Origin of the sequence: Rohdeia mirabilis (assembly GCA_007750655.1) — a bacterium.
In the GTDB taxonomy this organism is placed as follows: Bacteria; Planctomycetota; UBA1135; order UBA1135.
Genome location: CP036290.1, coordinates 50,712 through 77,124, shown reverse-complemented (window position 1 = coordinate 77,124; position 26,413 = coordinate 50,712). Strand labels below are relative to the sequence as shown.

Here is a 26,413-nt window from a genome sequence, read left to right as displayed (position 1 = left end):
CACCGATGGGATGTCTCGCGCACGGTGTGCGACCCGGATCGCGCGACACCGATCGACGGCACGACACGGCACGGTGGCCAACGACGGAGTCGGCGGCGACGTAGGGTGGGCCCATGCGCCACCCGTACCTCCGATCGACCGTGGCCGCCCTCGGCCTTCTGCTCGCCACCCCGTCGACCGCCCGCGGCGAAGAGCGCACCGCCGACACCCCGGCAGTCGTCCCGGCGGTGCGGAGCTGGGTCCCCGGCGACGAAACTCGCTACCAGTTCGACGGACCGCCGACGATCGTCCTGAGCTTCGAGAGTCCACGCGGCGAGAGTGCCCAGGACGTCGCGCTCACCGCCCACGCCGAAGCGTTCTGCAACCTGTGGTGGCGACGCACGGGCGAGCGGCCGCAGATCGTCCCGCCGCGATCGTCGGTGCGCTCCGACTTCATGTTCGCGGTCGACCCGGGCCGCCCCGACGCGACCCCCGAGCGCTACCGCATCGACGTCGACAGCGCGATTACCGTGTGGGGAGCGTCGGTCGAAGCCATCGCACGCGGAACGGCGACGTTGTTGCAGATGGTCGAGCGCACGGGCGACGGACAGGACGCCCACTGGGCCCTGCCGACCGGTGTGATCCAGGACGAACCGGCCACGCCCTTCCGCTCGGTGCTGGTCGACGTGGCGCGCCAACCGCACTCCATCGAGACGCTGCACTCGATCGTCGAACTCCTCCATCTCCACAAGGTGCGCTACCTGCAGCTGCACCTCACCGACGATCAGGCGTTCACCTTTCCGTTCGCGCCTGTGACCGACGGACTCGAGAACCCGCGCACCATCTCGCTCGATTCGTGGCGCGCACTCGTCGCCCATGCGGACGCGCTCGGCGTGACCATCGTGCCCGAGCTCGACCTGCCCGGGCACTCGACCCAGTTGAAGCGTTCCGGCTACCTCGCGGACCCGACGCCCGACGACGCGCTGACCGACGCGGACGTGGCGCACCCGGTCAACCACGAGCGCATCTTCGCGATCATCGATGCCATGAACGCGGTGTTCGCGTCGTCACCCTACTTCCACATCGGCGGCGACGAATCGGGAGCGGCTGACGCCCTGGTTCCGTTCCTCGCTGCGGTGAACATGCACCTGCGCACCCACGAAGATTCCGCGCTGCGCCGTCGCATGGTCGTCTGGGAGGGCTTCCACGGCGCGCCGGCCGCGCTGCCCGCGACGGGCGACGACCGCATTCTCGTGTCGGCCTGGGAGTCCGCCTACAACCCTCCGTGGGCGCTGCTCGACGCCGGCTATGAAGTCGTGAACGCGAGTTGGAAGCCGCTGTACGTGGTGGGCTCGGGCGCGCCGCGCTATCCGCACATCGGTGGGCGCCGCTGGTCCGCGCGCGAGATCCACTCGTGGAGCAAGAACGCGTTCTGGCACTGGCAGCCGGGTACGCCGGTGTTCGAGGACCGCGGGCCGAACGACCCCGATCGTGGTGACGGAGTGTGGCCGGTGCCGGCGTCCCAGCGCGATCAGGTGCTCGGTGGACAACTCCTGTTCTGGGAGCAGAAGGAGCACACGGTCCTGCGCGACGCCTGGGAACGCGTGCCAGCGCTAGCGGATCGACTGTGGACCGGCGACCGTCCCGAGGGGCGCGACTGGGTCGGCTACCTGCGGCGTTTCGAGGCGGTCGAGAGTCGCGTGCGCGATCTGGTCCAGCCCGTGCACGCGCGAATCGCAGGCGTCGGCGTGGACCCGACGCACCCGACCGCCGACGACGTCGTGTGGACCGAGGATTTCGTGCGCGTCGAGCTCGAGGCGCGGGGTGTGGACGCCGACGGCGGCACGATCCGCTACACGCTCGACGGTTCGAGGCCGACGAGTACCTCGGCCCAGTACAGGAGCGCGATCGTCGGAGCGACGCGTCTGCGGGCTCAGCTGTTCGTGGACGACGAGCCGGTCGGCGCCGAGCTGTGGCAGGACTTCGACCAGCGCCCGGCCCGTGTCCGCGTGGAGTGGTTCGACCTGCCGCGGCGCCCACTCGGATTCGTGCCCGACTTCACCGACCGCGCGGTGTGGCAGCCGACCCGACGCGACCTCTTGCCCGAGCTGCGCGGCCCGTACCGCACGCACGAACCGGTGGGTCAGCGCCTGACCGGCATGCTCGTCGTCGCGCCGGCCGAGGAGGGGATCTGGGCGTTTCGACTGCAGACGCGCGACGGGCGGGCGCGGGTGCTGCTCGACGGTGAGGAACTGCTCGGACCGTCGACGCCCGACGAGACACAGCTCGTGGTGGAGCGCGAACTCGGTGGCGGCGGGTACGCGCTCGAGGTGCACCACGCGAGCGGCGCCATCGCGCCCGTGCTGATCGTGGCCGTGCGACCGCCGGGCGCCGAGCGCTTCGAGGACATCACGCCGCATCTGGCGCAGATTCCGCGCGCTGCGGAAGCCGAGTCGCTCCAGCCGCCGGCGGGCGAGATCGACCTGTTCGCGAAAGGGCTGGACGATTGGCAGTTCGCGAGCGCGGCGGGCGCGGCCCTCACCGACGTGGTGACGCTCGAGGACGACGGTGTGGTCAGGATCGCGGGAACGCCGCAGGGGTACTTGGCGACGAAGCGCTGGTTCCGCGACTACGAGCTCGAACTCGAGTGGCGCTGGCCGGCGGCGAGCGAGGGTTCGGTGCGCGGTGGGAACAGCGGGGTCCTGGTCCACACCACGACGCCGCTGATGTTCTACGGCTGGCCGCGTTCGCTCGAGGTGCAACTCGCCGCGGGCCACGCCGGCGACTTCTGGACCATCGGCGAGGATGTCGACCTGCTCGTAGAGGACGCAGCTACGCGGCGCACGCCGTGGCGGCCCGGCGACCTGCACTCGCACCGCCACATCCCGGGGCGAATCGCTGGACTCGAACACCCGCTCGGCCAGTGGAACCACCTGCGCGTGCGCTGCGACGGAGACGCGATCGTGGTCCACGTGAACGGTGTCGAAGTCGATCGCGGCATCGACGGCACGCTCGACGCCGGCGCGATCGCGCTGCAGTCGGAAGGCACGCCGATCGAGTTCCGCAAGGTGACCATGCGCCCGCTCGAGCGGCGTTGGCCGTGAGCCGGAGGGTCACTCCACGACCAGCGGGCCCGCGTGGGGGAGCGTGACCTCGACGACCCGTGTCGGAACTCCGCGCACGAGGTCGGCCTTCGCCCAGAGTTCCAACGTGTAGTCGCCGGGCAGCTGCCGGTAGATGGTCCACGTCGGATCGGCCCTGCCGCGACCGGCGTCGAGACTGCGACCGATGACCGCCCGCGTGTGGTCCTCGTCATCGGAAGCCGACGAGAACGGCAGGTACGCGCTCTTCGGGAACAGCAACGCGAACTCGAGGTCTGCGAAGGCGTCCGCATCGACGGTGAGCACGACCCCGTCGTCGAGTCCCAGCGCGACGACCTGCTGCTCGAAGTCGCGGGCGCTGCGGTACTCACCCCGCAGCCACACGAGCCACGTTCCGCGCGCCGGACTCCACGCCAGCCGCGGCCGCACGTTGTCCGCCGTCGAATCGACCGTCAGCGCCTCGAAGGCCCAGGTCGCACCGCCGTTCGGCGTGCGCGCGCGGAAGAGCTCGTGGTGGCGAAGTCCGTCCGCAGCGCTGATCAACGGCGCGCCGGTCGCCGGATGCGCGTCGGTCGAGAGCACCAGGGTCGCGCTGTCCGACGGGTCGATGGTGACTTGGCCCGGAGGATCGTCTGCGCCAGCGTGGAGCCGCGAGCCAGCGTGGCCGATGCGATGGTCGACCCAGCGCGTGCCGTTCCAACAGGCGTAGCGGTACTCGTGCCGAGAGCTCCCCGCGCGTTGCTCGAGACCGTCACCGACCCCGTCGACCTGGACGGAATAGACGCCGACCAGTGCGCCGTACGCATCAGTTCGCAGGTCGCCGGCCCGAGCCGCGGTGTCCGACCGGGCTTCGAACACGCGCGTGAGGGTCGCGATGTCCGGCGCGGGCGCTCCGATTGCGGCGCGCGTCGAGTCACCGAATGCACGCACACGGCCGTCGCGGAAGACGCCGTGTCGGACGCCCCCGTTGAACTCGCTCGAGCGCCGTCCGGTACACAGAAGATGGATGTCCCCCAATCGATCCGGCGCGAAGCACACCCGTACTCGACCCGCTCCCGACAGCAGTGCGAACGGCTCGGAACTGGCCTGCTCCGGACCCGTCGCGATGGTGGCGTGCGGTACCCCGCCGGGCCCGATGAACGCAGTGAACACCGAACCGTCGGCGAGGACGAACGCGTGCGGATCGGCCACGTCGAAGTCGTCCGTCGCGATGCGAACGCTGCGTTCGATGTGCCACTCGGCAAGCCTTGGATCCGCCGACCATCGCGAGCGAATCAGGTTGTCGGCGCCGTCTTTCGAGTACACGGCGAACAGTCGAGCGTCCTGGAACACGGCCAGCGACGGCGCGACGTGATCGTCGCACTCGAGCCGGTCGTGCAACTCCACAAGTCGCGTCTCACGGCTCGAGAGGTCGAACACGAGCAGGTTCACGTCACCTTTCCGGGTTGGATCGTGGACACCGGCCGACACGGTTCCGACCACGAGACGGTTCTCGACGATCAGACAGTTCGACCGCCGGGACCAACTCCAGCCACCGTCGTCGTCGAGCACCGTAGAGCGAGCTGAGCGTGATGCGGGTGCGATGGAACTGGGACCCGTTGGCTGGGCGGAAGGGGCGAGCTGGACGCAAAGAAGCGCGGGGACGAGCACGAACATCGTGTTGGATCGGTGGTGGTGGAGGCTCGGTGTTGTGCACCCGCCGTTCAGTCGAACAACTCGATGTCGTAACTGACGTAGTCGGTCTGCTCTCGCTCGTCGTACGTCAGCTCTGTGTGGAGGACGTTGTCCGTGGCGGTTCCGATGTCCAGGACGCCGTCGTTCTCCGGGTCCCTCAACACGAGGACGGCTCCCTCGAGGAACGTCCGGGTCGGTGGGGCGAAGAGCTCGAAGCGCTTGACGCCGTCCGAGCCGCGCAGGCGCGAGATGCTCCACCAGCCGTCGATGCCGGAGACAGCGCCGGGTGCGACGAGCAGTTGCAGCGCGACGGGTAGCGTCGTCAAGTCGAGCTGGAGGACTGCCAGGTCCATGTTCGCGACGATCAGGTAGCGCCCATCGGGGTCGGCCGCGAGCGCTGCCACGTCGAAGTCGAACGTTCCGATCGGACGGCGATCGATGTGGGGGCGGGGGATGGATCGCAGCGGACTCAGGACGCCGTCGCCGCACCGCAGATGGAGTGCGAGTTCGGTCTGCGGCGTTCCGAGTGGCCGGTGATCGACGTGCGCTTCGAGGTACGGCATCCCGCGCGACGGGACGACCTCCCAACGCTCGATGACGGTCGTGCCCTGGTCGGCGACGCGTTCCCCCGCGTGCTCGCGAACGGGATGCCCGACGACGAAGAAGGCGACAGAGGATTCCGCGGCGACGTGGGTGACCGCGTAGTCGGTCGAGTAGGTCTCGGTCCGGTGCTCGTAGCCGACTTCGATGGTACCGGTGGTGGGGAAGGCGGTGCGCGTGTACGCACGTGGGGCGCTTTGCCAGAACTCGAGCTCGATGCCGGTGTCGTGCGGGACGTACCTGACACCCAGGCCGAACGCGCCGGCATGGAAGAGCGGAACTTCAGGCATCACCGCGGACGCTTGCGCGCGGGTGTCGACGCGGGCCTCAGCGCCGGCGCTCGTCGGTTCGAGCTGGACTGCCCGGTCTGCTCCATGCGAGTCGCAGGGTTGTGCCTTCGGTGCCGTGCACGAAGCGAGCAGGCAGACGCTCGACGCCCACATCGCGAAACACCGCATCGCCGCGCTCGTCGAGCGATTTCGAGGCCGTCTCGGGGCGAGGCTCAACTGCTCGTGCTTGGGCATGTCCGATCGAAAGGTGAACCGAAGAGATGTGGTCGGCCACAGGTTGGCATCGCACGCGCCACGTGAACGGGCGCTACCCGCGGCGGTTCGGACGCTCTCCCGGAACCGCCGGAGCGGCCGCTCACTCGGTCAGCGGTGGACGCCCGGTTTGCGTCACGGGCTGTCCAGCGGCGTCCCACTCGACACCGTCGAGATCGTCGAGATCGTCGTCCTCGGGCAGTGGGGGTTCGAGGAACCACGGTCCGCAGCCTTCGTGGTCGAAGCACATGCCCCAGTCGCACGACCTCGGGAGAACCACACAGTCTTGGTGGAGCAGCGTTTCGCGAAGGTCGGGCCACTCTTGGTTCGCTGTGATGCGCACGCCCACGAAGTCCCGCTTCCAGACTTCCGGGACGATCATGAGTGGCTCACAGGCCCGAGATGCGAACAAGCTCCAGGCCTGCTTCCTCGACGGCGGATCCATCAGGCCGAAGGTGAAGGCGTGCCACAAGTGCCCCCTGTGGCGGTACGTGCCGACGCGTGCACGCACGGGCTCGAGGAACCGTCGGCAGAACGCGTCCATTGCGGCGGTGGCCTCGGCCCTGGAGATCGGCTCGACCCGAAGTCCAGAGGCCGCCAGTGACTCGAAGCGACTCTTCACCGTCGCGATTCTAGTGATCGCCCGCCGCGGCAGCTTCGACGCCCCGCGACGAGCGAGATCGACCGTGGATCAAGCCACGTCGCGGACCGGCTCGTCCTCGCTCGTGACGTCCACCTTCACGTGGTCGCGCTGCTCGAAGATCTCGGCCAGGCGCAGCTTGTTCGCCGCGTTGTAGGCCGCGACCTTGTAGCACTCGGCCAGGGTCGGATAGTTGAAGACGGTCGAGAGGAAGTAGTCGAGTCCGCCACCCAGCGCGAGCACGGCCTGGCCCACGTGGACGAGTTCGGTCGCGCCGGTTCCGATGCAGTGCACCGCGAGCAGGCGCTTGTCGTCGCGGTGGAAGATCATCTTGAAGAGGCCCGAATCGTCCCCGAGGATCTGCCCGCGCGCGATCTCGCGATAGCGCGCGATGCCGGTCTCGTAGGGGATCTTCTTCTCGGTCAGCTCCTGCTCGGTCGGCCCGACCATGGAGATCTCGGGGATCGAGTAGATGCCCACCGGGTAGTGCTCCGGCATCGATTCGGTGCTCTGCTCGAACATGTGGCAGGCGGACAGTCGGCCCTGCTCGGCGGACGTGGCGGCCAGCGCCGGGTAACCGATCACGTCACCGGCGGCGTACACGTTCGAGCACGAGGTCCGATAGAACTCGTCCACCTCGAGCAGGCCGCGCTTGTTGGGCTCCACGCCGATCGAATCCAGACCGAGTCCGTCCGTCGCGCCCTGGCGGCCGGCCGAGAACAGCACGACGTCGGCGACGAGGAACTTGCCCGAATCGAGGCGCACCACGCCCTTCTTCTGCGGCATCTCGACGATGTCGATCGACTCGACGCCCTCGCCGCCGCGGAACGTCACGTAGTTGCGACGCATCTGATGGACCAGGTCGTCGGTGATCTCGTGATCCAGGAAGTCGAGCGGGCGCACGCGCTTGTCGACGACCGTCACCTGCACACCGAGCTGAGCGAACATCGACGCGTACTCGACGCCGATGACGCCGCTGCCGACGACGACCATCGTGCGCGGCAGTTTCTCGAGCGAGATGATGTCGTCCGACGTGAGGATCGTCTGCCCGTCGACCGGCACGCCCTTCGGTTCGACCGGGCGCGTGCCCACGGCCACCATCGCGTTCTGGAACGTGACGGGCCGGGTACCTGTGCCGGTCCAGATCTCGACCGTGTGCTCGTCGACGAAGCGCGCCGTCCCGTTGATCAGGTCGACCTCGTTGCGAGCGAGCTGATCGCGCACGACCTCGGCCTCCTTGCCGATCACTTCGGACACGCGACCGAGAAGATCGCTCATCTCCGGCCGCATGCTCGCCGCCGGACTGTGGGTCTTCGCCAGCCGCTGGTACGCGCGGAAGCCCTTGACCGCCTCGCGGAACGTCTTGGACGGAATCGTGCCCGTCTCGGTGCAGACGCCGCCGTACTGGAAGCGCCGTTCGACGACGCAGGCGCGCTTGCCGAGTTTCGCGGCTTGGACGGCGGCGCGCTGGCCCGCGGGGCCGCTGCCGATGCAGATGAGGTCGTAGTCGTACATGAGCTGGGTCGGTTCGCGCGGCTCCGAAAGGGAGGGCGTCGAGCGGGGGCATCGGCGCGAGTCCGGCCCGAACTCATGGACCGAGGTGTGGCGCTCCCGGGCCTGGGAGCGGCGTCGGTCGAGCCGATCGACCAGCCTGTCGACCGCGAGAACCCCGTGCACCCGCCGCCGACCCGCGCCCATCGCCAGCGCTCGGCCCGCTTCAGCCGCGCGCCGCGATCCACGCCGCGATCTCGGCGGCGCAGGCCTCGGGATCCGTGCTGTCGACCGTGTGCGCCACCGGGTGCCTCTTCTCGGAGTGCCCGTAGCGCTGGTCGTAGTAGCGCTCGAGCAGGATCTCAACCAACTCGTGCTCGCGTCCGGTCTCGAGCAAGCGGCACAGCTCGCCCTTCCAACGCTCGCCCAGCCGCCCCTCGATGAACGGCAACTGCTGGAGCAGCTCGGCGCGGCTGCCCGGCGTCGCCAGATAGTCGTCGCACAGGACCTGGACGCGGCGCTCGGTCGAGGTGGTCAGCGTGATCGAGGTGCCGCCGGTCAGCGCCTTCCAGACCGCGTCCGGCAGCACGATGTCGCCGACCTTGCGGCTCTCGCCCTCGAACGCGACCCAACCCGTGGGGAAGCCGTCGGCGACGCGCAGGCACAGGCCGGTCTCGAACGTCTTCTGCGAGCGCGGTTCGCGACCGACCATCCCGAGGATCGACGAGCGGTGATCGGCCAGGCCCTCGAGGTCGACCGTCGATCCCGGCAGACGACGCTCGAGCGCGTTCAGCACCAGCGTCTTGCCGACACCAGTCATGCCGCGCAGGACGAACGCCGCGGGAAACTCGAGCTCGCCGACGCGCGCATGCACCAGCCGCCGGTACTCGCGATAGCCGCCCTCGAGCAGGACGACGGGCCATCCGAGCTCGCGCAGCAGGGCCGCCACGCTGCGCGACCGCATGCCGCCGCGCCAGCAGTGCAGCAGCACCGCATCGGCCGGCAGTTCGTCGAGTTCGCTCGTCTCGAGGCGCCCGCCGAGCCCTTCGGTCCCGCCCGCGGCGATGCGGCGGACGCGCTCCTCGAGGCCGTCGCGCACGGCCGCGTGTCCGATCGCCGAACCGACCGCGTCGACCAGCTCGCGCACCTTGGCGACCACGATCTCGATCCCGCGCTCGAACGCCTCGTCGGGTCCGCGCTGGCGATAGAGCGTGCCCACGACCGCGCGCTCGTCGTCGTCGAACAGCGGCACGTTGATCGCCCCGGGCAGATGGTCGAGCGCGTACTCCGACGGACTGCGCAGGTCGACGATCGGAACGCCCGCCGGCGGCGTGGGCGCGGTGAGGCTGAAACTCGGCAAAGCGAGCCCGAGGTCGGGCGGTCGAAGGGGTTGGTCCGTCACGGAGCGGCCAGGGTAGCAGCGCTCCGGGACCACTTCGGTGACTCGTGTGTCACTTCGGGGCGAACGACCGAAGCTCCGTCAGCGCAACGACCGCATGCGCCGGGGAGGCCAGACGACCGCGCGCGCCCGGCCGGCGACGTCGCGACGCAGCAGCGGTCCGAAACGCCGCCCATCGACCGAGTCCGCCGTGTTGTCGCCCAGCACGAACAGCTCGTCCGGCCCGAGCTCGAGCGGCGCGTCGACCGCGTTCCCGCCGTAGATGTCGCCCGTCGCGTAGTACAGATCGCGCTCGACGCGCAGATAGGTGAAGCGCGCGCGGATCCCGACGCCACCGAACACCGCACGCGGTCCGATGCTGCGCCGCACGGTTCCGCCGCGCCGCCGCGGATCGTCGGGCCCCGTGGGCTCGGTCTGGCCGAGATAGGTGCGGTTGGCGTCGTAGGTGATCGCGCAGGCCTCGACGCCGTCGATCGAGACGGTGACGCGGTTGTCGACGTTCGACAGACCGATCTCGAACAGCGGCGCGGCGGGCAGCGGGACCACGGCCGTCGTCCACGGTTCGCCGGCCGCTCCGACCGTGCCGGGCAGACGCCACAGTTCGACCACCAGACCGTCACCCGATGCCGTCCGCGCCACCCGCGCCTGGAACGCGTCGCCCTCCTCGAGCACTTCGACCAGCACGTGGCCGTCCCCCTCGAGCAGTTCGACGCGCGCCGTCGCCACCACGTCGTTCGCCTGTTGGGCATCGGCCACGCGCTCGCCGTCCGAGCGCAGGTACCCCGTTCCGACGTCGCGGTGCAACGACAGCGTGCCGGCGCGCGAACCGGGCACCACGTCGAGCGCATCGAGTACCCAATCCTCGCCGTCGCGCTCCCAGGCGTTCGCCGAACCCAGGTGGAAGTACGACTCGACGTCGACGAGCGCCGAGTCGAAGATCGGTACCAGCACCGGCCAACGCTCGCTCGGCGCGAGTCTGCGCCCGTCGATCAGGACGTCGCCGCCCACCAGTCGCACGGTCTCGCCGGGCAGTCCGATCACGCGTTTGACCACCGGAGCACTGCGTCCAGGTTCGGTGAAGACGACCAGGTCGAAGCGCTCGACGTCGTTCGGGTCGTCGTAGGTCACGAGCACCCACTCGCCGCCGCCGGAACCGTCGATCACGGGTTCCATCGACGGCGTGCGCACGAGGTACACGCCGCCGACGAACGCTCGCAGTGCGAACACCACGGCCAGCGCGACGGCGATCCCGATCGCGAACAGGCGCAAGCGCCGCTTCCAGCTCGTCATCCGACCGCCCCCGCGAAGCCACGCACGGCCTGGGCCACGAGCATGAAGATCGCGGTGGCCGACAGGTCGGAGAGTGTGATCAGGAACGGACCCGCGACGATCGCCGGGTCGATGCCCGCGCGCCGACACAGGATCGGGACGAGACAACCGAGCAGCGACGCCCAACTGACGGCGATGGCGATCGCGAGTCCGACGCCGAGAGAGAAGGTGTAGGCGAGGCCGACCTCGGCTTCGAGGAACAGCGCGACGACGCCCGTCAACAGTCCGCACAGGACGCCGATCGTGACGCCGGTCGCCACTTCCGCACCCAACACCGCGCGCTCGCGTTCGGGCAGCACCTCGCCGGTCGCGAGCGCGCGCACCAGAATCGTGGACGACTGGATACCGACGTTTCCCGCGAGTCCGAGGATGATCGGCACGTAGCGCATCGTGTCGAGGATGCCGCCGCCCTCGCCCGGGTCGCCACCGGCCGCGGCGATCGACAGGTCGAGCACCTTCGCCGTCGCGAGGCCGCCCAGGACCGTCAGACCCATCAGCGGCAGACGCTGGCGGACGCGGCGCGCGATCGGGAGCCGCGTCTGCTCCTGGGCCGACGCGCCGACGAGCATCTGGATGTCCTCGCGCACCTCTTCCTCGAGGACGTCGAGCGCATCGTCATCGGTGACCACACCGATCAGGCGCCCGCGCAGGTCGACGACGGGCAGCGACGGGAGGTTGTACTTGGCGATCTGCAGCGCCACTTCCTCGCGGTCCTCGTCGGCGGTGACGAGCACGAGGTCCGGCTCCATCAACTCGTCGAGCGTCGCGTGGATCGGGCTCGTGAGCAGCTCGCGGTCCGTGACGTGACCGAGCGGACGACCGACCTCGTCGACCACGTACACGCCCGATCCGAGCCCGGCCGAGGCGATCTCGTCGCGCCGCAACCCCTTGATCGCGTCACCGACGCGCGTGCCCGAGTCGAAGGCGTCGAACTCGGTCGTCATGATCCCGCCGGCCGACTCGGGCGGGTACTGGAACAGGCGCCGCAGCCCGCGCGTGCCGTCGAAGTCGACCTGGTGCAGCACCTCTTCGGCGAGCGGTTCGTCGACGAGCGCGAGCATGTCGACCACCTCGTCCGGCGGCAGGACCTCGGCCAGCGCGACCAGCCGATCGACCGGCAGACTCGGAACCAGGTGCTCGCGCACGGTGTCCGACGTCTCCTGCAGCGCCTCGGCCTGGGTCGCGAGATCCGTCAGGTCGAAGAGGCGCCGCGCGTCGTCCAGCTCGAGCGCTCCGAGCCACTCCGCCAGGTCGGCCGCGTGGACCTCCGCCAGCATCTCCGGGAGCGCCGACGGGCGGGCTTCCAGGGCCAACCTGACGTCGGCGAGCTTCGGTGCCTGGCGAGTGCGGTCCTGCATGGGCGCAGAGGATAGCCGCGGGCCCCCGAGGCCGGTCCGACCCTCTACACTGGGGCGCGCGCACCTCGGCCCGCGCCGCTCCACCACGAGGGCGGACGCGGGCACCGCATCACCCATCACCGGCCGCAGAGAAGATGACCGAAGTCGAACGCGAAGGACTCATCCACGACTGGAACGACACCCAGGTCGAGCCGCCCCATGGCATCGAGTTCGACGACGAGACACTGCGCGACGGGCTGCAATCGCCCTCCGCGAACGATCCGGACCTCGACCAGAAGCTCGAGCTCCTGCACCTGATGGACAAGATCGGGATCACGACGGCGGACGTCGGACTCCCGGGCGCCGGCGACCGCGCGCGCGACCACATCGAGCGGCTGGTGATCGAGACCGGCAAGCTGAAGCTCTTCCCGAACGTCGCCTGTCGCACCGTCATCGGCGACATCCGGCCGACGGTCGACCTGGCCCAGCGCACGGGCATCGCACCGGTCGTCTACACGTTCATCGGTTCGAGCCCGATCCGCATGTACGCGGAGGACTGGGACATCGCGCGGCTGGTCGAGCTGTCGCGCGAGGCGGTCACGTTCGCCGTCGAGAACGGCCTCGAGGTCAGCATGGTGACCGAGGACACGACGCGCGCGAATCCCGAGCACCTGAAGGCGATCTACGGCGCCGCGATCCAGGCCGGCGCGACGCGCGTGACCCTGTGCGACACCTGCGGCCACGCGACCCCGTCGGGCGTGCGCGCGCTGATGCGTTTCGTGAAGACGGAGATCATCGCGAAGGAGAACCCGGACGTGCGCATCGACTGGCACGGGCACCGCGATCGGGGGCTCGGGCTGATCAACACGATCACGGCGATGGACGAGGGAGCGCAGCGGCTGCACGCGACAGCTCTCGGACTCGGCGAGCGCGCCGGCAACACCGAGATGGACCTGCTGCTCATCAACCTCAAGCTCGCGGGCCTGATCGACAACGATCTGACGAGCCTGTCGAAGTACTGCCAGCTGGCGCACGAGGCCTGCGGCGTGCCGTTCCCCGAGAACTACCCGGTCTTCGGCAAGGACGCGTTCGAGACCGGAACCGGCGTGCACGCGGCCGCGGTGATCAAGGCGTTCAAGAAGGACGACACCTGGCTCGCGAACCGCGTCTATTCGGGAGTGCCCGCCGACCTCGTCGGTCTGTGCCAGTCGATCAAGGTCGGCCCGATGAGCGGGCGCTCGAACGTGTGCTGGGTGCTCGAGCGCCACAACGTGGAGGCCACCGACGAGCGGGTGGCGCGCGTGCTCGAGAGGGCCAAGGTCAGCCCGCGCCTGATGTCGGACGACGAAGTGGTCGAGGCCGCCGGCGCCTGACCCCCCGTACGGTGTCGCACACCACTGGGGTGGTCGACCACGAAGAAGTACCGGAGCAATCTCGGCTCCATCGTCGAACGGGTGGGACGAGCTCCGCCTGAAGGGCGCCATCTCCACCACGTGGCTCGGGTCGTCTCGGTCCACGGCCCGAATGCTCCAGGTGAAGCGTCCGGAAGCACTCAACTCGCTGACGCCGAGCACTCCGCCGCTGGCCAGTCGCGCCGCATCGGCCCCATTCGCCCGTCTGCCCGCCAAGGGACCAAGGGGCTCGTCGGCGCGAGCGCTGCTCACACTTGCTCCGGTACTTCTTCGTGGTCGACCACCGCGGTGGTGTGCGACACCGTACGGGTGGGCGTCTCCGGTAGGTTGTGTCGGCAGACCAGCCGCCCGGTGCGCGACACGGCGTCGCGCCCACCCCCCATCGCCCCCCGCCCCCCATGGACGACCGCGCGCCCGCTTCATCCTCCTCCCGTCCGTCCACGCTCTTTCCGCGGCTCGGACCGATCGAGTGGATCGTGTTCGGGATCCTGGCCGCGGTCATCGCGGCCGCGAACATCTACACGACGCTGCTCATCGGCTGGGGCGACACGGGTTCGATCGTGGCGGTGCTCGCGTCGGTCGCTGTGCTGTCGGCGCTGCGTCGCAACCCGACGATCTACCAGCTCAATCTCGGACAGACGATGGTCAGCGCCGGCGGCGGCGTCGGGTTCGCGGTCGCGAGCTACGCCGCCATCCACATCGTGCGGCCGGACTGGGATCCGAACCCGTACGCGCTCGCCGCCCTCTTCGCGTCGACCGGCATCCTCGGCGCGCTCGTCGGCACCACCGTGCGCAAGCAGATGGTGCGCTACTTCTTCCCGTCGGGGACGGCCTGCGCGGTGATCCAGCGCGCCGTGGCGAGCGAGCTCGCACCGGGCGAGGTCAATCGCCCCGTGCGCCTGCTCAAGATCTGGAGCCTCGTCGCCGCCGCGCTGACGTTCCCGACCAAGATCGCGTTCGGCGAATCGAGCGCCGCGCTGATCGGGACGCTGAAGATCAAGCTCGGACTCGCGCGCCTCGACACGCTGCCGATCGCCACCGACCCGCTCTTCTACGGCATCGGCATGGTGGTCGGTCCGCGGATCGGCCTCGGCATGGTCATCGGTGCGCTGCTGCCGGGCGTCGTCATCGTTCCGGCGTTGACGCTCGAGGGCGGAGCGGTCCACCCCTGGGGTCCGGCGGGCGAGTGGGTGAAGTGGACGGCGATCGCGGTCCTGACCCTTCCGACCTTCGCGGCCATCGCATTCGCGTACCTGTTCAAGACACCGGCCTACACGCCGCCGGGGTTCACGCCGGGCCGGACCACCTACGTCGCTCCCACGGCCCAGCGCACGATGCACGTCCTGCTGCTCGTCCTCGGGGTCGGGGTGGCCAGCTTCGCCGGCAACGTGATCTTCGGGCTGCCGTGGTTCGCGACCGTGCTGACCGTCGCCGTGGCGATCCCGCTCGCGATCGTGAACGGCCGCGTGACGGGCGACACCGACATCAACCCGGTGCGTCTGGTTGCGATCGTGCTGCTGTCCGCGTTCTTCTGGCTCGTGGCGCGCGATGCGACGGTTCTGCTCGGCATGGCCGTCGTCGGTGCGACGATCGCGTCCGTCGCGGTCGACATGATGCAGGACTACCGGACGGGGCACTTGCTCGACCAGGACTCGTCGCACCAGACCACGGTGCAGTTCGTGGGCGTCGTCGTCGGAGCGATCGTCAGCGTACCGGTGCTCAACATGCTGGTCGGCGAGTTCGGGATCGGCGAGGGCACGGCACTGCAGGCTCCCGGCGCGCAGGTCTGGGCCAGCATGGCGAACGCGATGGCTGGGGAGGTGACGTTCACGCCCGAGCTCGGTTGGGGCATCGGAGTCGTGAGCCTCGTCGGCGTCGGCTACGCGTTCCTGACCGTCTGGCCGCGCACCGCGGCGTGGATGCCGTCCTTGTTCGGACTGGGCATCGGCATGCTGCTCGGTCTCGACGCCGCGATGGCGATCTTCATCGGAGGCCTGATCAAGTGGGTCGTGCTGTTGCGCGCGGGCGCGGGTCGCAGCGGTCCCGAGAAGGAGGTCGCGCAGCGCAACGCGGGTGACGACACCATGATCATCGGCGCGTCGATCTTCGCGGCGGGCGCCGTGCTGTCGATCCTGCTCGTGCTGGCCAACATCGTGTTCGGCTGGCTCGAGTGGTACCCGTGGCACCTGGCGGGGCATTGAGTCGGTCCCTGCGAGACGCGAGACCGCGGCGGTTTGGGCGGGTACGTCCCATGGCCCGAGTGGGAGCGATGACGCTGCCACCGGGCACCGAGGACGGCATCCGTGTGCATCGTCGGAAGCGGGCGGTGTGTTCGGGCCAAGGGGGGTGCCGCGCGCCGCAGGACGATCTGGCCGCCGGGCGCGCAGCGGGGCCTCGGCGAACACTCGTTCGCGCGACGTGGGTGGACGTCGCCGCCGCCCGCGCGGCACCGAAGAGAACGGATCCTGGGGCCGCTCGCCGATCAGGCGGGCGGCTCTTTCTTCGTGAATCGAGAGCCCGCCGACGACTCGTCGCGCGCGGGTGATTCCCTCTGGCTGGCAGCGATCCGCCGAGCTCTCCGTCGGCGCAGTAGGGCCAGCTTCGCCCCGTTCCAGGCCATCAGGAACACGAGCGTCGCCACCGCTCCACCGTCGGTGCCATAGGTCTCGAGCGACCACCCAACGGCACACCAGAAGGCCGGAACGACGATCAAGTCGGGGAGCAGCGCGACCCCCTGGTCCCCGTCGTGCCAGCGCGGCCCTCTCGGATCGGCCAAGCTCAGCAGCCCGCTCACGAACGCGCTCAGTGAACCGACGAGGAAGAGGAAGACGTAGACCATCAGACGACGCGTGACGCCCTCGTTCGACGCCCAGCTCCGGGTCGACTTCCTCGCGTACCGCGTACGCGTACGGTGTCGCACACCACAGGGGCGCGCGTACGGTGTCGCACACCACAGGGGTGGTCGACCACGAGGAAGTACCGGAGCAATCTCGGCTCCAGCGACGAGCGGCTGGGACGAGACCGGCTCGCTAGGCCCCCTTCCTCCAGCCCTCCCTTCTCCTGGTCGGTCCGGTCACGTTGATTGCTCCGGCTCTTGGAGGTCACGGCCCGACCGCTCGAGGTCCAGCGTCATGGGCAATCGCCTCGCTGACGCCGAGCATCCCGCCGCGGGCCGATCGCGGCCCCGCGCGCCGCATCGACCCTCGTCGCCCACCTGCCGTCCAAGGCACCGATGGGTTCGTCGGCGCGAGCGCTACTCGCACTTGCTCCGGTACTTCTTCGTGGTCGACCACCTCAGTGGTGTGCGACACCGTACGGTCGGGGTTCGGGGGTCGAGCTAGACTCGGGTCGGCACGCGCACAGCCAAAGTGGTGGGGTGGCGCGCGATCCCCTTCGGCACGGCACCGCCCGGCACGACCTGCATGGCAATCGAACGACGCGTCCTTGGCCTCCTGACGGTGCTTCTGGTCCTCGCCGGAGCCCTCTTCCTGGCGTTCGGTCCGAACGAGGCGGCCGATCCGCGCGCGCTCGGGGGCTCGGGAGGTTCGGTGGCCGAAGCGGGCGGAGCGTCGGGCGAGCCAGCACTCGCGGACGACGGCGCGGCGGCGCGGAACGACGCGACGGTGGACGGCATCGCCCCGAGCGAGCGACGCGCGGTCGACGGGGCGAGCGATTCCGCAGTGTCCGCGACGAGCGACGGGACCCGCTGGAGCGACCTGCTGCGGCCGATCGACGCGTTGACGCTCGCGCCGATCGCGGACTGGCAGGTTCTGCTCGTGATGCGCGGAGGTGAACTCGTGGTCCAGCGTCCGGACGACGCGCTCGATCCGCGGCGCAGGCGCGACGTGACCCTCACCGTGCTCGACGGCCCGCACCACGCGCCGCGACCGTTCGATCTCCGGCCCGTGACGAACACGGTGGGCGGTCCGATCGACGTGCAGTTGCACCCGACCGTCTCGGTGCGGCTCGAACTCGCGCAGCACCCGGCCCAGCCACCGTTCGCGATGCGGCTCGAGGTGCAAGGGATCGACGAGACGCTGGGTCACGGCGAGGTCGTGGCTCTGCGCGACGCGGCCACCCGCCTCGCCACCGCGATCGACGCGACGACGCCGAACGGCGCCCGAGAGGTCGAAGCGAGCCAGGTCTACGCGATCTGTTCCCGACTCGGCCTGCTCGGCCTGGGCAGTGGCGCCGAAGGCATGCTTGCCGCCAGCCGGCCAGCCGAAGTGGTCGCGTCCTTCCCCCACGCGATCGTCGACCTACCCGCGCTGGGTTCGGTCCTGATCGGCCCGCGCGGCGAGAACTACGTCGAATTCACCGCGCCCGACGGCACCGTTTGGACACGACTCGGCGGAGCGCGGGTCCAGCTGCCGCGGGAGGGCTCGATCGCGATCGAAGTCCGCTACCTCGGCCACGGGTCGGTGGTCGGCCAGTTGCCGACGCCGTTCACCGAGGGCGAGATCGCGACCGGGCCGTGGCTCGATGTGGATGAGTGGGACCCGAACGACTGGAGCACCGCGAACGAGTCCGGTGCCTTCGCGTTCGAAGCCGTGCTGCCCGGCGAGCACCAACTTCTCGCGACCTGGAAGGACGCGGCCGGAGTGGCACAGCGAGCCACGCGGAACTTCACGATCGTCGCCGGCGAGCAGATCGATCTCGGTCTGATCGCGCCGGATGCGGGCACCACGATCGTGCTCGAGCCCGTGGTCGTCGTGGACGGCGAGATCGACCGGACGCGCCTGGACGGGGCGCTCGACGGGGCGCAGTTTCGCTACGTGCTGTGCAGCGACCCAGCGTTCATCACCTCGCTCGAAGCGATGGATCCGCAGGTCTTTTCCGAACTAGAAGAGTCCGACCGGCTCTCGAGCCCCTTCTACCAATCGGCCTCGCTCGCGTTCGACAGCCCCACCTCGTCGGTCGCCGAGGGCGAGAGCGATGGATTGGAACCCGTGACCCTCTCCGGACTCACGGGCACTCGATTCGGACTCCTCGTGCTCCAGACGGAGCTGCCGACGGAAGTCGCTCCACTCTTCCTCGACCCGGTCTGGACGTACGAGCCCCTCTTCGACGCGGTCGGTACGGAGACGCGACGGCTCGAGCTGCACCTGACGACGGCGACTCGAGTCGCGATCACGGCGCACGTCTCGGTGCCTCCTTCGACCGTCGAACAGCGTCTGTGGGGCTTCGTCCGGAACCACGACTCGGGCGAGTGCCTGGTCGCCGACCTCGAGGACGCCGCGCCCGAGGACCTGGCCGCGGGCGTGCCGTGGGAGGCCAAGGGTGTCGCTCGCCTCACAGCTGGAACGTGGACGGTCTACGTGTTCTGCGCGAGCGGCTCGATCGACCAGGACAGCCTCTCCGCGCGCGAACTGGACTTTGGACAGGTCGCGAGCGCGACCGTCACCTGCGCAGCGGGCGACACCCCCGAAGTCGTCCTCCAACTCGCGCCGGGAGCGGAGGTCGTCGGTCCGCCCGAGGCCTTCGCGGACGAAGGGGCTCCACCAACCAAATGGGTGCAGGTCTATCCGACCGACCTCGGCCCGTCGGCCGCCGACTACTGGTACGGCTTCGCGACGGACGACGACGCGGGCGGGTCGACCATCACGGTCAGCAACCTGCTCCCGAACACCGAGTACCGCGTGAAGGACTCGAGCCGCACGTTCCGCACCGGCCCGGGCGGCTCGGTGGTCGAGCTCGCGCGGTGACCCTGTACGGTGTCGCACACCACTGGGGTGGTCGACCAGAAGGAAGTGCCGCACCAATCCAGGAGCGAGGGTACCTGTAGGCAGCAGGACGTCGCCGGGCTCGTGCGGCACCTTCTGTTGGTGGGGCGACGAAGTGGGGTCAGACCCCGCATGGCTGCGGCTCGAGATTGCTCCGGTACTCTTGCCTGGTCGACCACCCCAGTGGTGTGCGACACCGTACGGCCCCAGTGGTGTGCGACACCGTACGGCCCCAGTGGTGTGCGACACCGTACGGCCGACACCGTACGGCCGGCGATCTCGATCACGCGCGCGCGGCGTCGATCCGGCGCAGCGCTTCCTCGGCCATGGCCGCACCGCGGTGGCTGTCGCGCGAGAGTTCGACCGCGGCCATCCCCCCGAAGCCCACACGCTCGAGCGCCGCCAACGTCCCGGCCAGGTCCAGGTCGCCCTCGCCGAACGGTCGGTGTTCGTGGACGCCGTTCGCGATGTCGTCGAGGTGGACGTGGCGAAGGTGCGGCGCGAGCTCGACGATGCGCTCGGGCACGGGCAGGTCGCCGGTACACAGCAGGTGTCCGACGTCGAGCGTCAGCGGCAGCCTGTCCGCTCCGACGCCGCGCTCGCCCAGTCGCCGCACGAGTTCGAGATACCCCGCCGGGCGCTCGACGAACATGCCCGGCTCGGGCTCGAAGCAGATCCGCACCGGCAGTTGCGCCGTGCGCGCGAGCAGGGCCTCGACGCCGTCGACGAGGCGCTGCCACAGGCCGTCGTCCGCCCCGCCTTTCGCACCACCCCCGCCCGCACCGATTCCACCCACACCATCCCCACCCACGCCGTCCCCCACGACCCCGGCCGGCGCCGCACCCGCCCAGATCGACACGACCTCGGCACCCAGGTCGGTCGCGATCGCCGCGCAGCGCACCAGGAAGTCGACCCGCTTCGCGCGATCCACGGCCGACGCCTCCATCAGCGTCGGGAAGTGCTTGTTCCGCGGGTCCAGCACGAAGCGCGCGCCCGTTTCGACCGCACGCGCGAGCCCCAACGCGTCGCAGCGCCGCGCCACGGCCTGGACCTCGGCCGCGGTCGCCCGCAGCGGGTCGATGTGCCCGACGTCGAGGGTCAACGCGACACCGCCGTAGCCCAGGTCGGCCAAGAGGGCGAGCGCGTCGTCGAGGCGGTGGTGGGCGAGTCCGTTCGTGTTGTAGCCGAGCAGCACGGCCCCGATCCTACGCGCCGCGGCCCCGGAGCGACGGTCTCGCGGTCGCAACCCTGGGTCCGGGCGCCGGTTCGCGAAGGCGGACCTGTGGCCTCGGGCCGCGCACGACCGACCATCCCCCCATGGCTGCCACCCGTCGACCGGCGTCGTCCCGCGCGCGCGCGCTGGGGACCGCCCTCCTGCTCGCCGCCGCGTTCCCCACAGCGTTCTCAGGTCTGGCGCGCGCGCAGGAGACCCCGCTCCCGATCCAGCCCTTCTTGGACCTGCGTTTCGAGGAGGACTGGACGGTGCTGGCTCCGTTCGAGTCGCGGATCGCCCCGGATCGCTGGCTCTCGTGGAAGTACGCGCCGCTGACGGTCGAGCGCTCGCGCTGGCTCTCGGTCGGCGGCGAGCTGCGAGTGCGCGGCGAGGGTCGCAAGGACGAGGCCTTCGGAGCGACGCCGACCGGCATCGTGAACGAGGACGCCTACCTGGGTCGTGCGCGCCTGCACACGGACCTCCAACTGATCGAGGGCTTCCGCCTCTTCGCCGAGGGCCTGTTCGCCGACACGGGTGGACGCGACTCGCAAACCGTCGAACGCGCGGTCGACGCCGACGACCCGGACTTCCTGAACCTGTTCATCGAGAGCCGCTCGCGCGTGGCCGAGGACCTCTTCGGCGCGATGCGCGTCGGTCGCCAGCAGATCGCTCTCGGCGACGGCGGCCTGGTCGGCGCCGACGACTGGCAGAACGCTCCGCGCGCCTTCGACGGACTGCGCGTGTTGCTCGAATCACCCGGCTTCCGCGGCACGGCCTTCTTCTTCGACGAGGTCGAGCGCGATCCGAACGGCTTCGACGACACCGACGACGCGAACTCGTTCTTCGGCGCGTACGGCGAGTGGTACGACGACGTGGTCCGCCTGCACACCTTCGGCTTCGGCTCGCACGCGGACCTTTCGAGCGCGGCCGGCGAGAGCGGCGAGGAACGGCGCGCGACGGTCGGCCTCGGCGCTTCGATCCCGTTCTTCTTCGGCACGACGGCCAGTGCGGAAGGCGCGTTCCAGTTCGGAACGTTGGGTATGGCCGACATCCGCGCGTTCATGTACGAGCTCGAGCTCGAAGGACACTCGGACCTGTTCGGCGGCACTCGCTTCTACACCGGGCTGTCCTACGCCAGCGGCGACGACGCCGCGGGTGACGGGCGGGTCGGCACGTTCGACCAGCTCTACCCGGACACCCACCTGAACCACGGACGCGCCGACGTTCTCGGTGGCCAGAACCTGATCGACCTGCGGTTCGGTGCCGACGTCACGATCGACGAGCGGTTCGCCCTCGGCCTGGCTCTGCACCGCTTCCTGCGCGCCGACAAGGCCGACGGTCTGTACGACGCGCTCGGTGCGCCGCTCCTGCCCGCCTACGACGGCGGTCGCAAGGTCGGCGACGAGATCGACCTGTTCGCGACCGTCAGCTTCGCGCCGCACTGGACGGTCGAAGCGGGCGTGTCGTTCTTCATGACCGACGGCGACGTGGCGGCCGTCGCGCGCGACGACGACCAACTCTTCGCGTACCTGAGCGGCAGCTTCAGGTTCTAGGTCCGCCTAGGGCGCGAAGGTGTAGAGCGCGAGCACGAGTCCCGCGCCGAAGAACACCGTCATCAGCCCGCCCGCGCGCAGGTAGTCCTTGTTGCGGTAGCCGCCCGGCCCCATCAAGAGCGCGTTGACCTGGTGCGTCGGCAGGAGGAACGAGTTCGACGCGCAGACTCCGACGAGCAGCGCCAGCGTGCGTGGATCGAGGCCAAGTGGCTCGGCCATGCCGATCACGAGTGGAACCAGCACGACCGTCGCCGCCACGTTCGACATGAAGAGCGTGAAGATGGTTGCCAGTGCCGCGATCGCGCCCATCACGAACAACGGGTGGGTCCCAGCGACCAGACCGACGACGTTCTCGGCCAGCCACGTCGCCGCACCCGAGTTCTCCATCGCGACGCCAAGCGGAATCAGTCCGCCGATCAGCACCATCGTGCGCCAGTCGATGGCGCGATAGGCCTGCTCGATCGAAAGGACCCTCAGCAACACCATCGCGAACGCGCCCGTCGCGAGCGCCTGGGCCAACGGAGCGCCCGCGATGGCGAGTGCGATCGCACCGGCGAAGCACAAGCCCGCGGGCCAGCGCCGCCGCTCGTCCACCTCGTCGTACTGGACCTCGGTCACGACGGTGAAGTCGTCGGACGCGCCCAGTTGGGCGATCTTGCTCCACAGCCCGTGCACGAGCAGGATGTCGCCCGCGCGCAGCGGCTGGTCGGAGAAGTCGGTCGAACGTGCCTCGCCACCCGACAGGAGAACGACCGGCTCGACCTCGTACGTGCGCCGCAGCGCGAACTCGCGGATCGGCTTGCCGACGACGCTCGCGCGCGGACTCACGAGAACCTCGGCGAAGCCGGCGCCGTCGGTGCTCTGGAGCTCGCCGAAGACCTGCGCCGTCGTGCGCACTTCGAATCCGTATGCGGCAGCCGCGCGTGCGATGTTCTCGTCGGAACCCAGCAGCGCCAACGTCTGACCGGCGGCGAAGCGCGTGTGCCGCCACGGCGCAGGCCGCACGTCGCCGCCCTCGGCGAGTGCGATCAGGTGCAGGTCGTAGCGGTCGATGAGGTCCACTTCGTCACGCGCACGGCCGACCAGTGCGCTGCTCGCGGGAACCACGACCTCGTGCACCGCATTCGCGCGACGCCAGGTCTCGGCCAGTCGAACCTGGGTCGCCGACGCCGAGTCCTGGGCCTCGCGCGTCGGCAACAGGAAGCGCCCGAACAGAGCGAACAATGCGATTCCGCCGACCAGGAGACCGAGGCCGTAGGGCGTCACGGCGAACAGTCCGAAGGGCTCGAGGCCCTGTTGCTGAAGCAGGTCACCGAGCAGGATCAGCGGGCCACTGCCGATCATGCTGACCGTGCCGCCCAGGATCGCGGCGAAGCCCATCGGCATGAGCAGGCGACCGACGCCGATGTTGCCGGCTCGAGCGATGCGCGTCACGGCGGGCAGGAACAACGCCGCTGCGCCGATGTTCTGCATGAACGCCGAGAGAACCCCGACGGCGCCCATGATCGCCGCCAACAGGCGCGACGGACTCGACCCAGCCCAGGCCAGGACCGGTCGGGTGAGTCCGCGCGTCAGACCGGAACGATCGACGCCGGCCCCCATGATCATCACGGCGCCCATCGAGATCACCGCGCGACTCGAGAAGCCGCTGAACGCCTCCTTCGACGTCACCAGTCCGAACCACGCCAACACCAACAGGATCGCGAGCGCGATGACGTCGACGCGCGCCGCCTCCGTGGCGAACAGAACGACGGCGAGCACCAACACTGCCAGAACGAGGGCGATCTCGATGGTCACGGCGCGGTCGTCCTCGAGGGAGTGCGTAGGAACGGCGCGGCTACAGCAGCGCGACGGGCATCTTCAGGTACACGATGCCGTTCTTCGACGCTGGCGGCAGGTGCCCCGCGCGCATATTGACCTGCAGGCCCTGGTAGATCAGCGCGGGCAGCGGCTTGCCGGCGTCGAGTTCGGCCCGGCGCGCGACGAACTGCTCCTTCGTGGTGTTCGCGTCGCAGTGCACGTTGCCTTTGCGGTGCTCGTCGACGGTCGCACGGAACTGGAGCTCGCGTCCGCCCGGCTGGTAGTCGTGTCCGGTGTGGATCAGCGTCGAACCGGGCAGGGCGTAGAGCCGCTGGATCCCATCCCACTCCTCCTTGGCCGAGCCGCCCGGGAAGTCGCAGCGCGCCGTGCCCGAGTCCGGCTGGAAGAGCACGTCGCCGCAGAACACGGCGTCGCCGATGCGGAACGAGAGGCTCGCCGGCGTGTGGCCGTGCGTCGGGATCGCCTCGATCTCGAACGCGCCCGCGGTGAACGTCTCGCCGTCCTCGACGAGTTGGTCGAACTGACTGCCGTCGAGCACCAGTTCGTCGTCGTCGAAGTACTTCGCGAAGGTCTCCTGCACCACGCGCACGTTGGCGGAGATCACGGTGCGCGCGCCGTAGCGCTCCTTGAAGAACGGCATCGCCGTGCAGTGGTCGGCGTGCACGTGGGTGTCGAGCACGTGCGTGAGCTCGAGGCCCTGTTCGTCGATCACTTTCGCGACGGCCTGGGCCGACTCGTCGGAGAAGCGGACGGCCCGCGCGTCGAAGTCGTGCACGGAGTCGATCAGGATCGCCGAGCGCGACACCTCGTCGCTGACGAGGTAGGTCAGGGTCCAGGTGCGCGGGTCGAAGAAGTGCTGGATCTGCATGACCCGAGTGTGCCTCACGGCGCGGAGCCGGTGAAGCGAGGCCGCGTCACTCTCGCAACAGCTCGAGCACCGGCCCGAGGAGTCGCGGGTCGGCACAGGCCACCACGCCGCCGTCGGACCCAGCGCGCAGCGGCGCACCCGACCAGTCCACGCAGCGCCCGCCCGCGCCCTCGACCACGGGCACCAGCGCCGCGAAGTCGTGCAGGGCGAGGCCGGCTTCGACGACCAGGTCGAGGCCGCCGCTCGCGAGCGCCGCGTACAGATAGGCGTCCCCGCCCCACTGGACGTCGCGCACCTCGGCGACGAGCCGGTCGAAGCGCGCGCGCCGATCGTCCGGGAGGAACTGCGGTCCCGTCGAGCCCAGGATGGAACCGGCGAGACTCGTGCTCGTCCGGGCGCGCACGGGCTCGCCGTTGCGTCGCGTCGGGACGCCGGCGGCCGCCCACCAACGCTGGGCGCAGACCGCCTGGTCGATGACGCCGAGCACGGGGCGTCCGCCGTGCAGGAGACCGATCAGCGTCGTGAAGGTGGGGATGCCGGCCGCGAGCGCACGCGTGCCGTCGATCGGGTCGAAGACCCAGGTCCACTCGTGCGCCAGCGCCGCGTCGGCGCCACCGAGTTCGTCGGCGAACTCCTCGCCGAGCACGCCGTCGCCCGGACAGCGGCGCGCGACGAGGTCACGCAGCACGCGCTCGGTCGCGCGGTCGACGTCGGTGACCGGGCTGCCGTCGGCCTTGCGCTCGACGCTGAAGCCGTCCGCCAGGTGGGCAAGCACGGTGGCGCGCGCCGCATCGGCCAGCTCGAGGGCGACGTCGAGCGCTCGTTCGAGATCGCGTGTCATGGTCGGGAGCGCGCCGCGGTGCACGTCGCGCGCCACCACGCTACCAGCGCGGCACGCGCCAACCGCCGCCGAGGCGCTTGACCGTGAGGCGATCGGACAGGTGCGGGAAGATCGGAGTCAACGCGCCCAGCAGCCACCACTTCCAGCGCAACGAACGCTCCGGGCGCGGGCGTTCGTCGAGGGCCAGCACCTCGAGCGCGACGGACTCGGGGGTGGCCGACCCGCTGAGGTCGGGGTCGGGCAGCCCGGCCGGATTGGGCTGGGCGTCGAAGAAACCGGTCGTCGTCAACGCGGGGTTGAGCGTGCAGACGCGGATGCCGTCGGCGGCCCACTCGAGCCGCAGCGCTTCGCCGATCGAACAGACGGCCGCCTTGCTGGCCGCGTACACGGATTGGCCCGGAATGCCGCGGCGACCGACGACGGACGCCACGTTCACGACGACGGGGCTCGCGCTCACAGCGAGCAGAGGGTGCGCGAGGCGGCACATGTGCAGGAGCCCCTCGACGTTCGTCGCGAAGACGCGGCGCACGAGGTCCGGCTCGAGTTCCGTCACGAGCGCGCGATACCCCATTCCCGCGTCGTTCACCAGCAGGTCGAGTCGACCGAACTCCGCGCGCAGGGTCTCGATCGCGGCGGCGATGGCGCCCGAGTCGGTGAGGTCCGCCGGCAGGACCAGGTGCGCGGACCCGTCGCTCGCGGGCGGTAGAGCGGCGGCGACCTCTTCGAGTCGTTCGCGGCGGCGTGCGAGCAGAGCGACGCGATCACCGCGCTGGGCCAGTGCCTCCGCGATGGCTCGACCGATGCCGGACGACGCCCCCGTGACCAGGGACGTCCGCGGCCCGGGCGGGCGAGAGCGCGCGCTGTCCTCGTCGGAGCGGTTCACGTCGTGC

Annotated in this window: 18 protein-coding genes; 5 read left to right on the top strand and 13 right to left on the bottom strand. The window is 70.0% G+C overall.

What is annotated here, in order from left to right; translation table 11 throughout:
* The first annotated feature begins 113 nt into the window (after window positions 1-113).
* The gene (locus Pla163_RS00255) at window positions 114-3,083 is read left to right on the top strand and encodes a 3-keto-alpha-glucoside-1,2-lyase-like domain-containing protein (RefSeq protein ID WP_145181794.1); all 2,970 of its coding nucleotides are present in this window, start codon (window positions 114-116) and stop codon (window positions 3,081-3,083) included.
* A gap of 9 nt (window positions 3,084-3,092) precedes the next feature.
* Here the strand turns inward: Pla163_RS00255 and Pla163_RS00250 are convergent, their stop codons facing one another.
* The 7 genes from Pla163_RS00250 to Pla163_RS00220 all read right to left on the bottom strand — a co-directional run bounded on the left by Pla163_RS00250 (window position 3,093) and on the right by Pla163_RS00220 (window position 12,113).
* The gene (locus tag Pla163_RS00250) at window positions 3,093-4,511 is read right to left on the bottom strand and encodes a hypothetical protein (protein WP_145181791.1); all 1,419 of its coding nucleotides are present in this window, start codon (window positions 4,509-4,511) and stop codon (window positions 3,093-3,095) included.
* Window positions 4,512-4,783: 272 nt separating this feature from the next.
* Window positions 4,784-5,878, bottom strand: coding sequence for a hypothetical protein (locus Pla163_RS00245; RefSeq protein WP_145181788.1), 1,095 nt, complete (start codon window positions 5,876-5,878; stop codon window positions 4,784-4,786).
* Window positions 5,879-5,999: 121 nt separating this feature from the next.
* Window positions 6,000-6,518 carry a hypothetical protein gene (locus tag Pla163_RS00240; RefSeq protein WP_145181784.1) on the bottom strand — a complete coding sequence of 173 codons (519 nt, stop codon included), beginning with the start codon at window positions 6,516-6,518 and terminating at the stop codon, window positions 6,000-6,002.
* Between the two features lie 69 nt (window positions 6,519-6,587).
* Window positions 6,588-8,051 carry a Si-specific NAD(P)(+) transhydrogenase gene (gene sthA, locus Pla163_RS00235; protein WP_145181781.1) on the bottom strand — a complete coding sequence of 488 codons (1,464 nt, stop codon included), beginning with the start codon at window positions 8,049-8,051 and terminating at the stop codon, window positions 6,588-6,590.
* 202 nt (window positions 8,052-8,253) lie between these two features.
* Window positions 8,254-9,429: a tRNA 2-selenouridine(34) synthase MnmH gene (gene mnmH / locus Pla163_RS00230; RefSeq protein ID WP_419186148.1), complete on the bottom strand. Its 1,176-nt coding sequence runs from the start codon at window positions 9,427-9,429 to the stop codon at window positions 8,254-8,256.
* A 78-nt stretch (window positions 9,430-9,507) separates the two neighbouring features.
* Window positions 9,508-10,716: a signal peptidase I gene (gene lepB / locus Pla163_RS00225; RefSeq protein ID WP_145181773.1), complete on the bottom strand. Its 1,209-nt coding sequence runs from the start codon at window positions 10,714-10,716 to the stop codon at window positions 9,508-9,510.
* Window positions 10,713-12,113 (bottom strand): magnesium transporter, encoded by a 1,401-nt coding sequence (locus Pla163_RS00220; protein WP_419186147.1) that lies wholly within the window; start codon window positions 12,111-12,113, stop codon window positions 10,713-10,715. The genes lepB and Pla163_RS00220 overlap by 4 nt, the downstream gene beginning before the upstream one ends.
* 134 nt (window positions 12,114-12,247) lie before the next feature.
* On the opposite strand from Pla163_RS00220, the gene Pla163_RS00215 reads away from it, so the two are divergent.
* A complete protein-coding gene (locus Pla163_RS00215) occupies window positions 12,248-13,465 on the top strand; it encodes a LeuA family protein (RefSeq protein WP_145181767.1) in 1,218 nt (405 codons plus the stop codon).
* 437 nt (window positions 13,466-13,902) lie between these two features.
* The gene (locus Pla163_RS00210) at window positions 13,903-15,705 is read left to right on the top strand and encodes an OPT/YSL family transporter (RefSeq protein WP_145181764.1); all 1,803 of its coding nucleotides are present in this window, start codon (window positions 13,903-13,905) and stop codon (window positions 15,703-15,705) included.
* A gap of 281 nt (window positions 15,706-15,986) precedes the next feature.
* On the opposite strand, the gene Pla163_RS00205 is transcribed toward Pla163_RS00210, so the two are convergent.
* Window positions 15,987-16,343: a hypothetical protein gene (locus Pla163_RS00205; protein WP_145181761.1), complete on the bottom strand. Its 357-nt coding sequence runs from the start codon at window positions 16,341-16,343 to the stop codon at window positions 15,987-15,989.
* A gap of 583 nt (window positions 16,344-16,926) precedes the next feature.
* On the opposite strand from Pla163_RS00205, the gene Pla163_RS00200 reads away from it, so the two are divergent.
* Window positions 16,927-19,209, top strand: coding sequence for a hypothetical protein (locus Pla163_RS00200; protein WP_145181758.1), 2,283 nt, complete (start codon window positions 16,927-16,929; stop codon window positions 19,207-19,209).
* 301 nt (window positions 19,210-19,510) lie between these two features.
* Here Pla163_RS00200 and Pla163_RS00195 read toward each other — a convergent pair whose 3' ends face one another.
* Window positions 19,511-20,422, bottom strand: coding sequence for a sugar phosphate isomerase/epimerase family protein (locus tag Pla163_RS00195; RefSeq protein WP_145181755.1), 912 nt, complete (start codon window positions 20,420-20,422; stop codon window positions 19,511-19,513).
* A gap of 122 nt (window positions 20,423-20,544) precedes the next feature.
* Between Pla163_RS00195 and Pla163_RS00190 the strand changes: the two genes are divergently transcribed.
* Complete coding sequence (locus Pla163_RS00190; protein ID WP_145181752.1) at window positions 20,545-21,993, top strand: alginate export family protein; 1,449 nt, start codon at window positions 20,545-20,547, stop codon at window positions 21,991-21,993.
* Between the two features lie 6 nt (window positions 21,994-21,999).
* On the opposite strand, the gene Pla163_RS00185 is transcribed toward Pla163_RS00190, so the two are convergent.
* Genes Pla163_RS00185 through Pla163_RS00170 form a run of 4 tightly spaced genes read right to left on the bottom strand, consistent with a single transcriptional unit; the run spans window position 22,000 to window position 26,406 of the window.
* The gene (locus Pla163_RS00185) at window positions 22,000-23,790 is read right to left on the bottom strand and encodes an SLC13 family permease (RefSeq protein WP_145181749.1); all 1,791 of its coding nucleotides are present in this window, start codon (window positions 23,788-23,790) and stop codon (window positions 22,000-22,002) included.
* Between the two features lie 40 nt (window positions 23,791-23,830).
* Window positions 23,831-24,682 carry an MBL fold metallo-hydrolase gene (locus Pla163_RS00180; protein WP_145181746.1) on the bottom strand — a complete coding sequence of 284 codons (852 nt, stop codon included), beginning with the start codon at window positions 24,680-24,682 and terminating at the stop codon, window positions 23,831-23,833.
* Window positions 24,683-24,728: 46 nt separating this feature from the next.
* Window positions 24,729-25,523, bottom strand: a complete 795-nt coding sequence (locus Pla163_RS00175) for an inositol monophosphatase family protein (RefSeq protein ID WP_145181743.1) — start codon at window positions 25,521-25,523, stop codon at window positions 24,729-24,731.
* Between the two features lie 40 nt (window positions 25,524-25,563).
* Window positions 25,564-26,406 (bottom strand): SDR family NAD(P)-dependent oxidoreductase, encoded by an 843-nt coding sequence (locus Pla163_RS00170; RefSeq protein ID WP_145181740.1) that lies wholly within the window; start codon window positions 26,404-26,406, stop codon window positions 25,564-25,566.
* Window positions 26,407-26,413 lie beyond the last annotated feature (7 nt).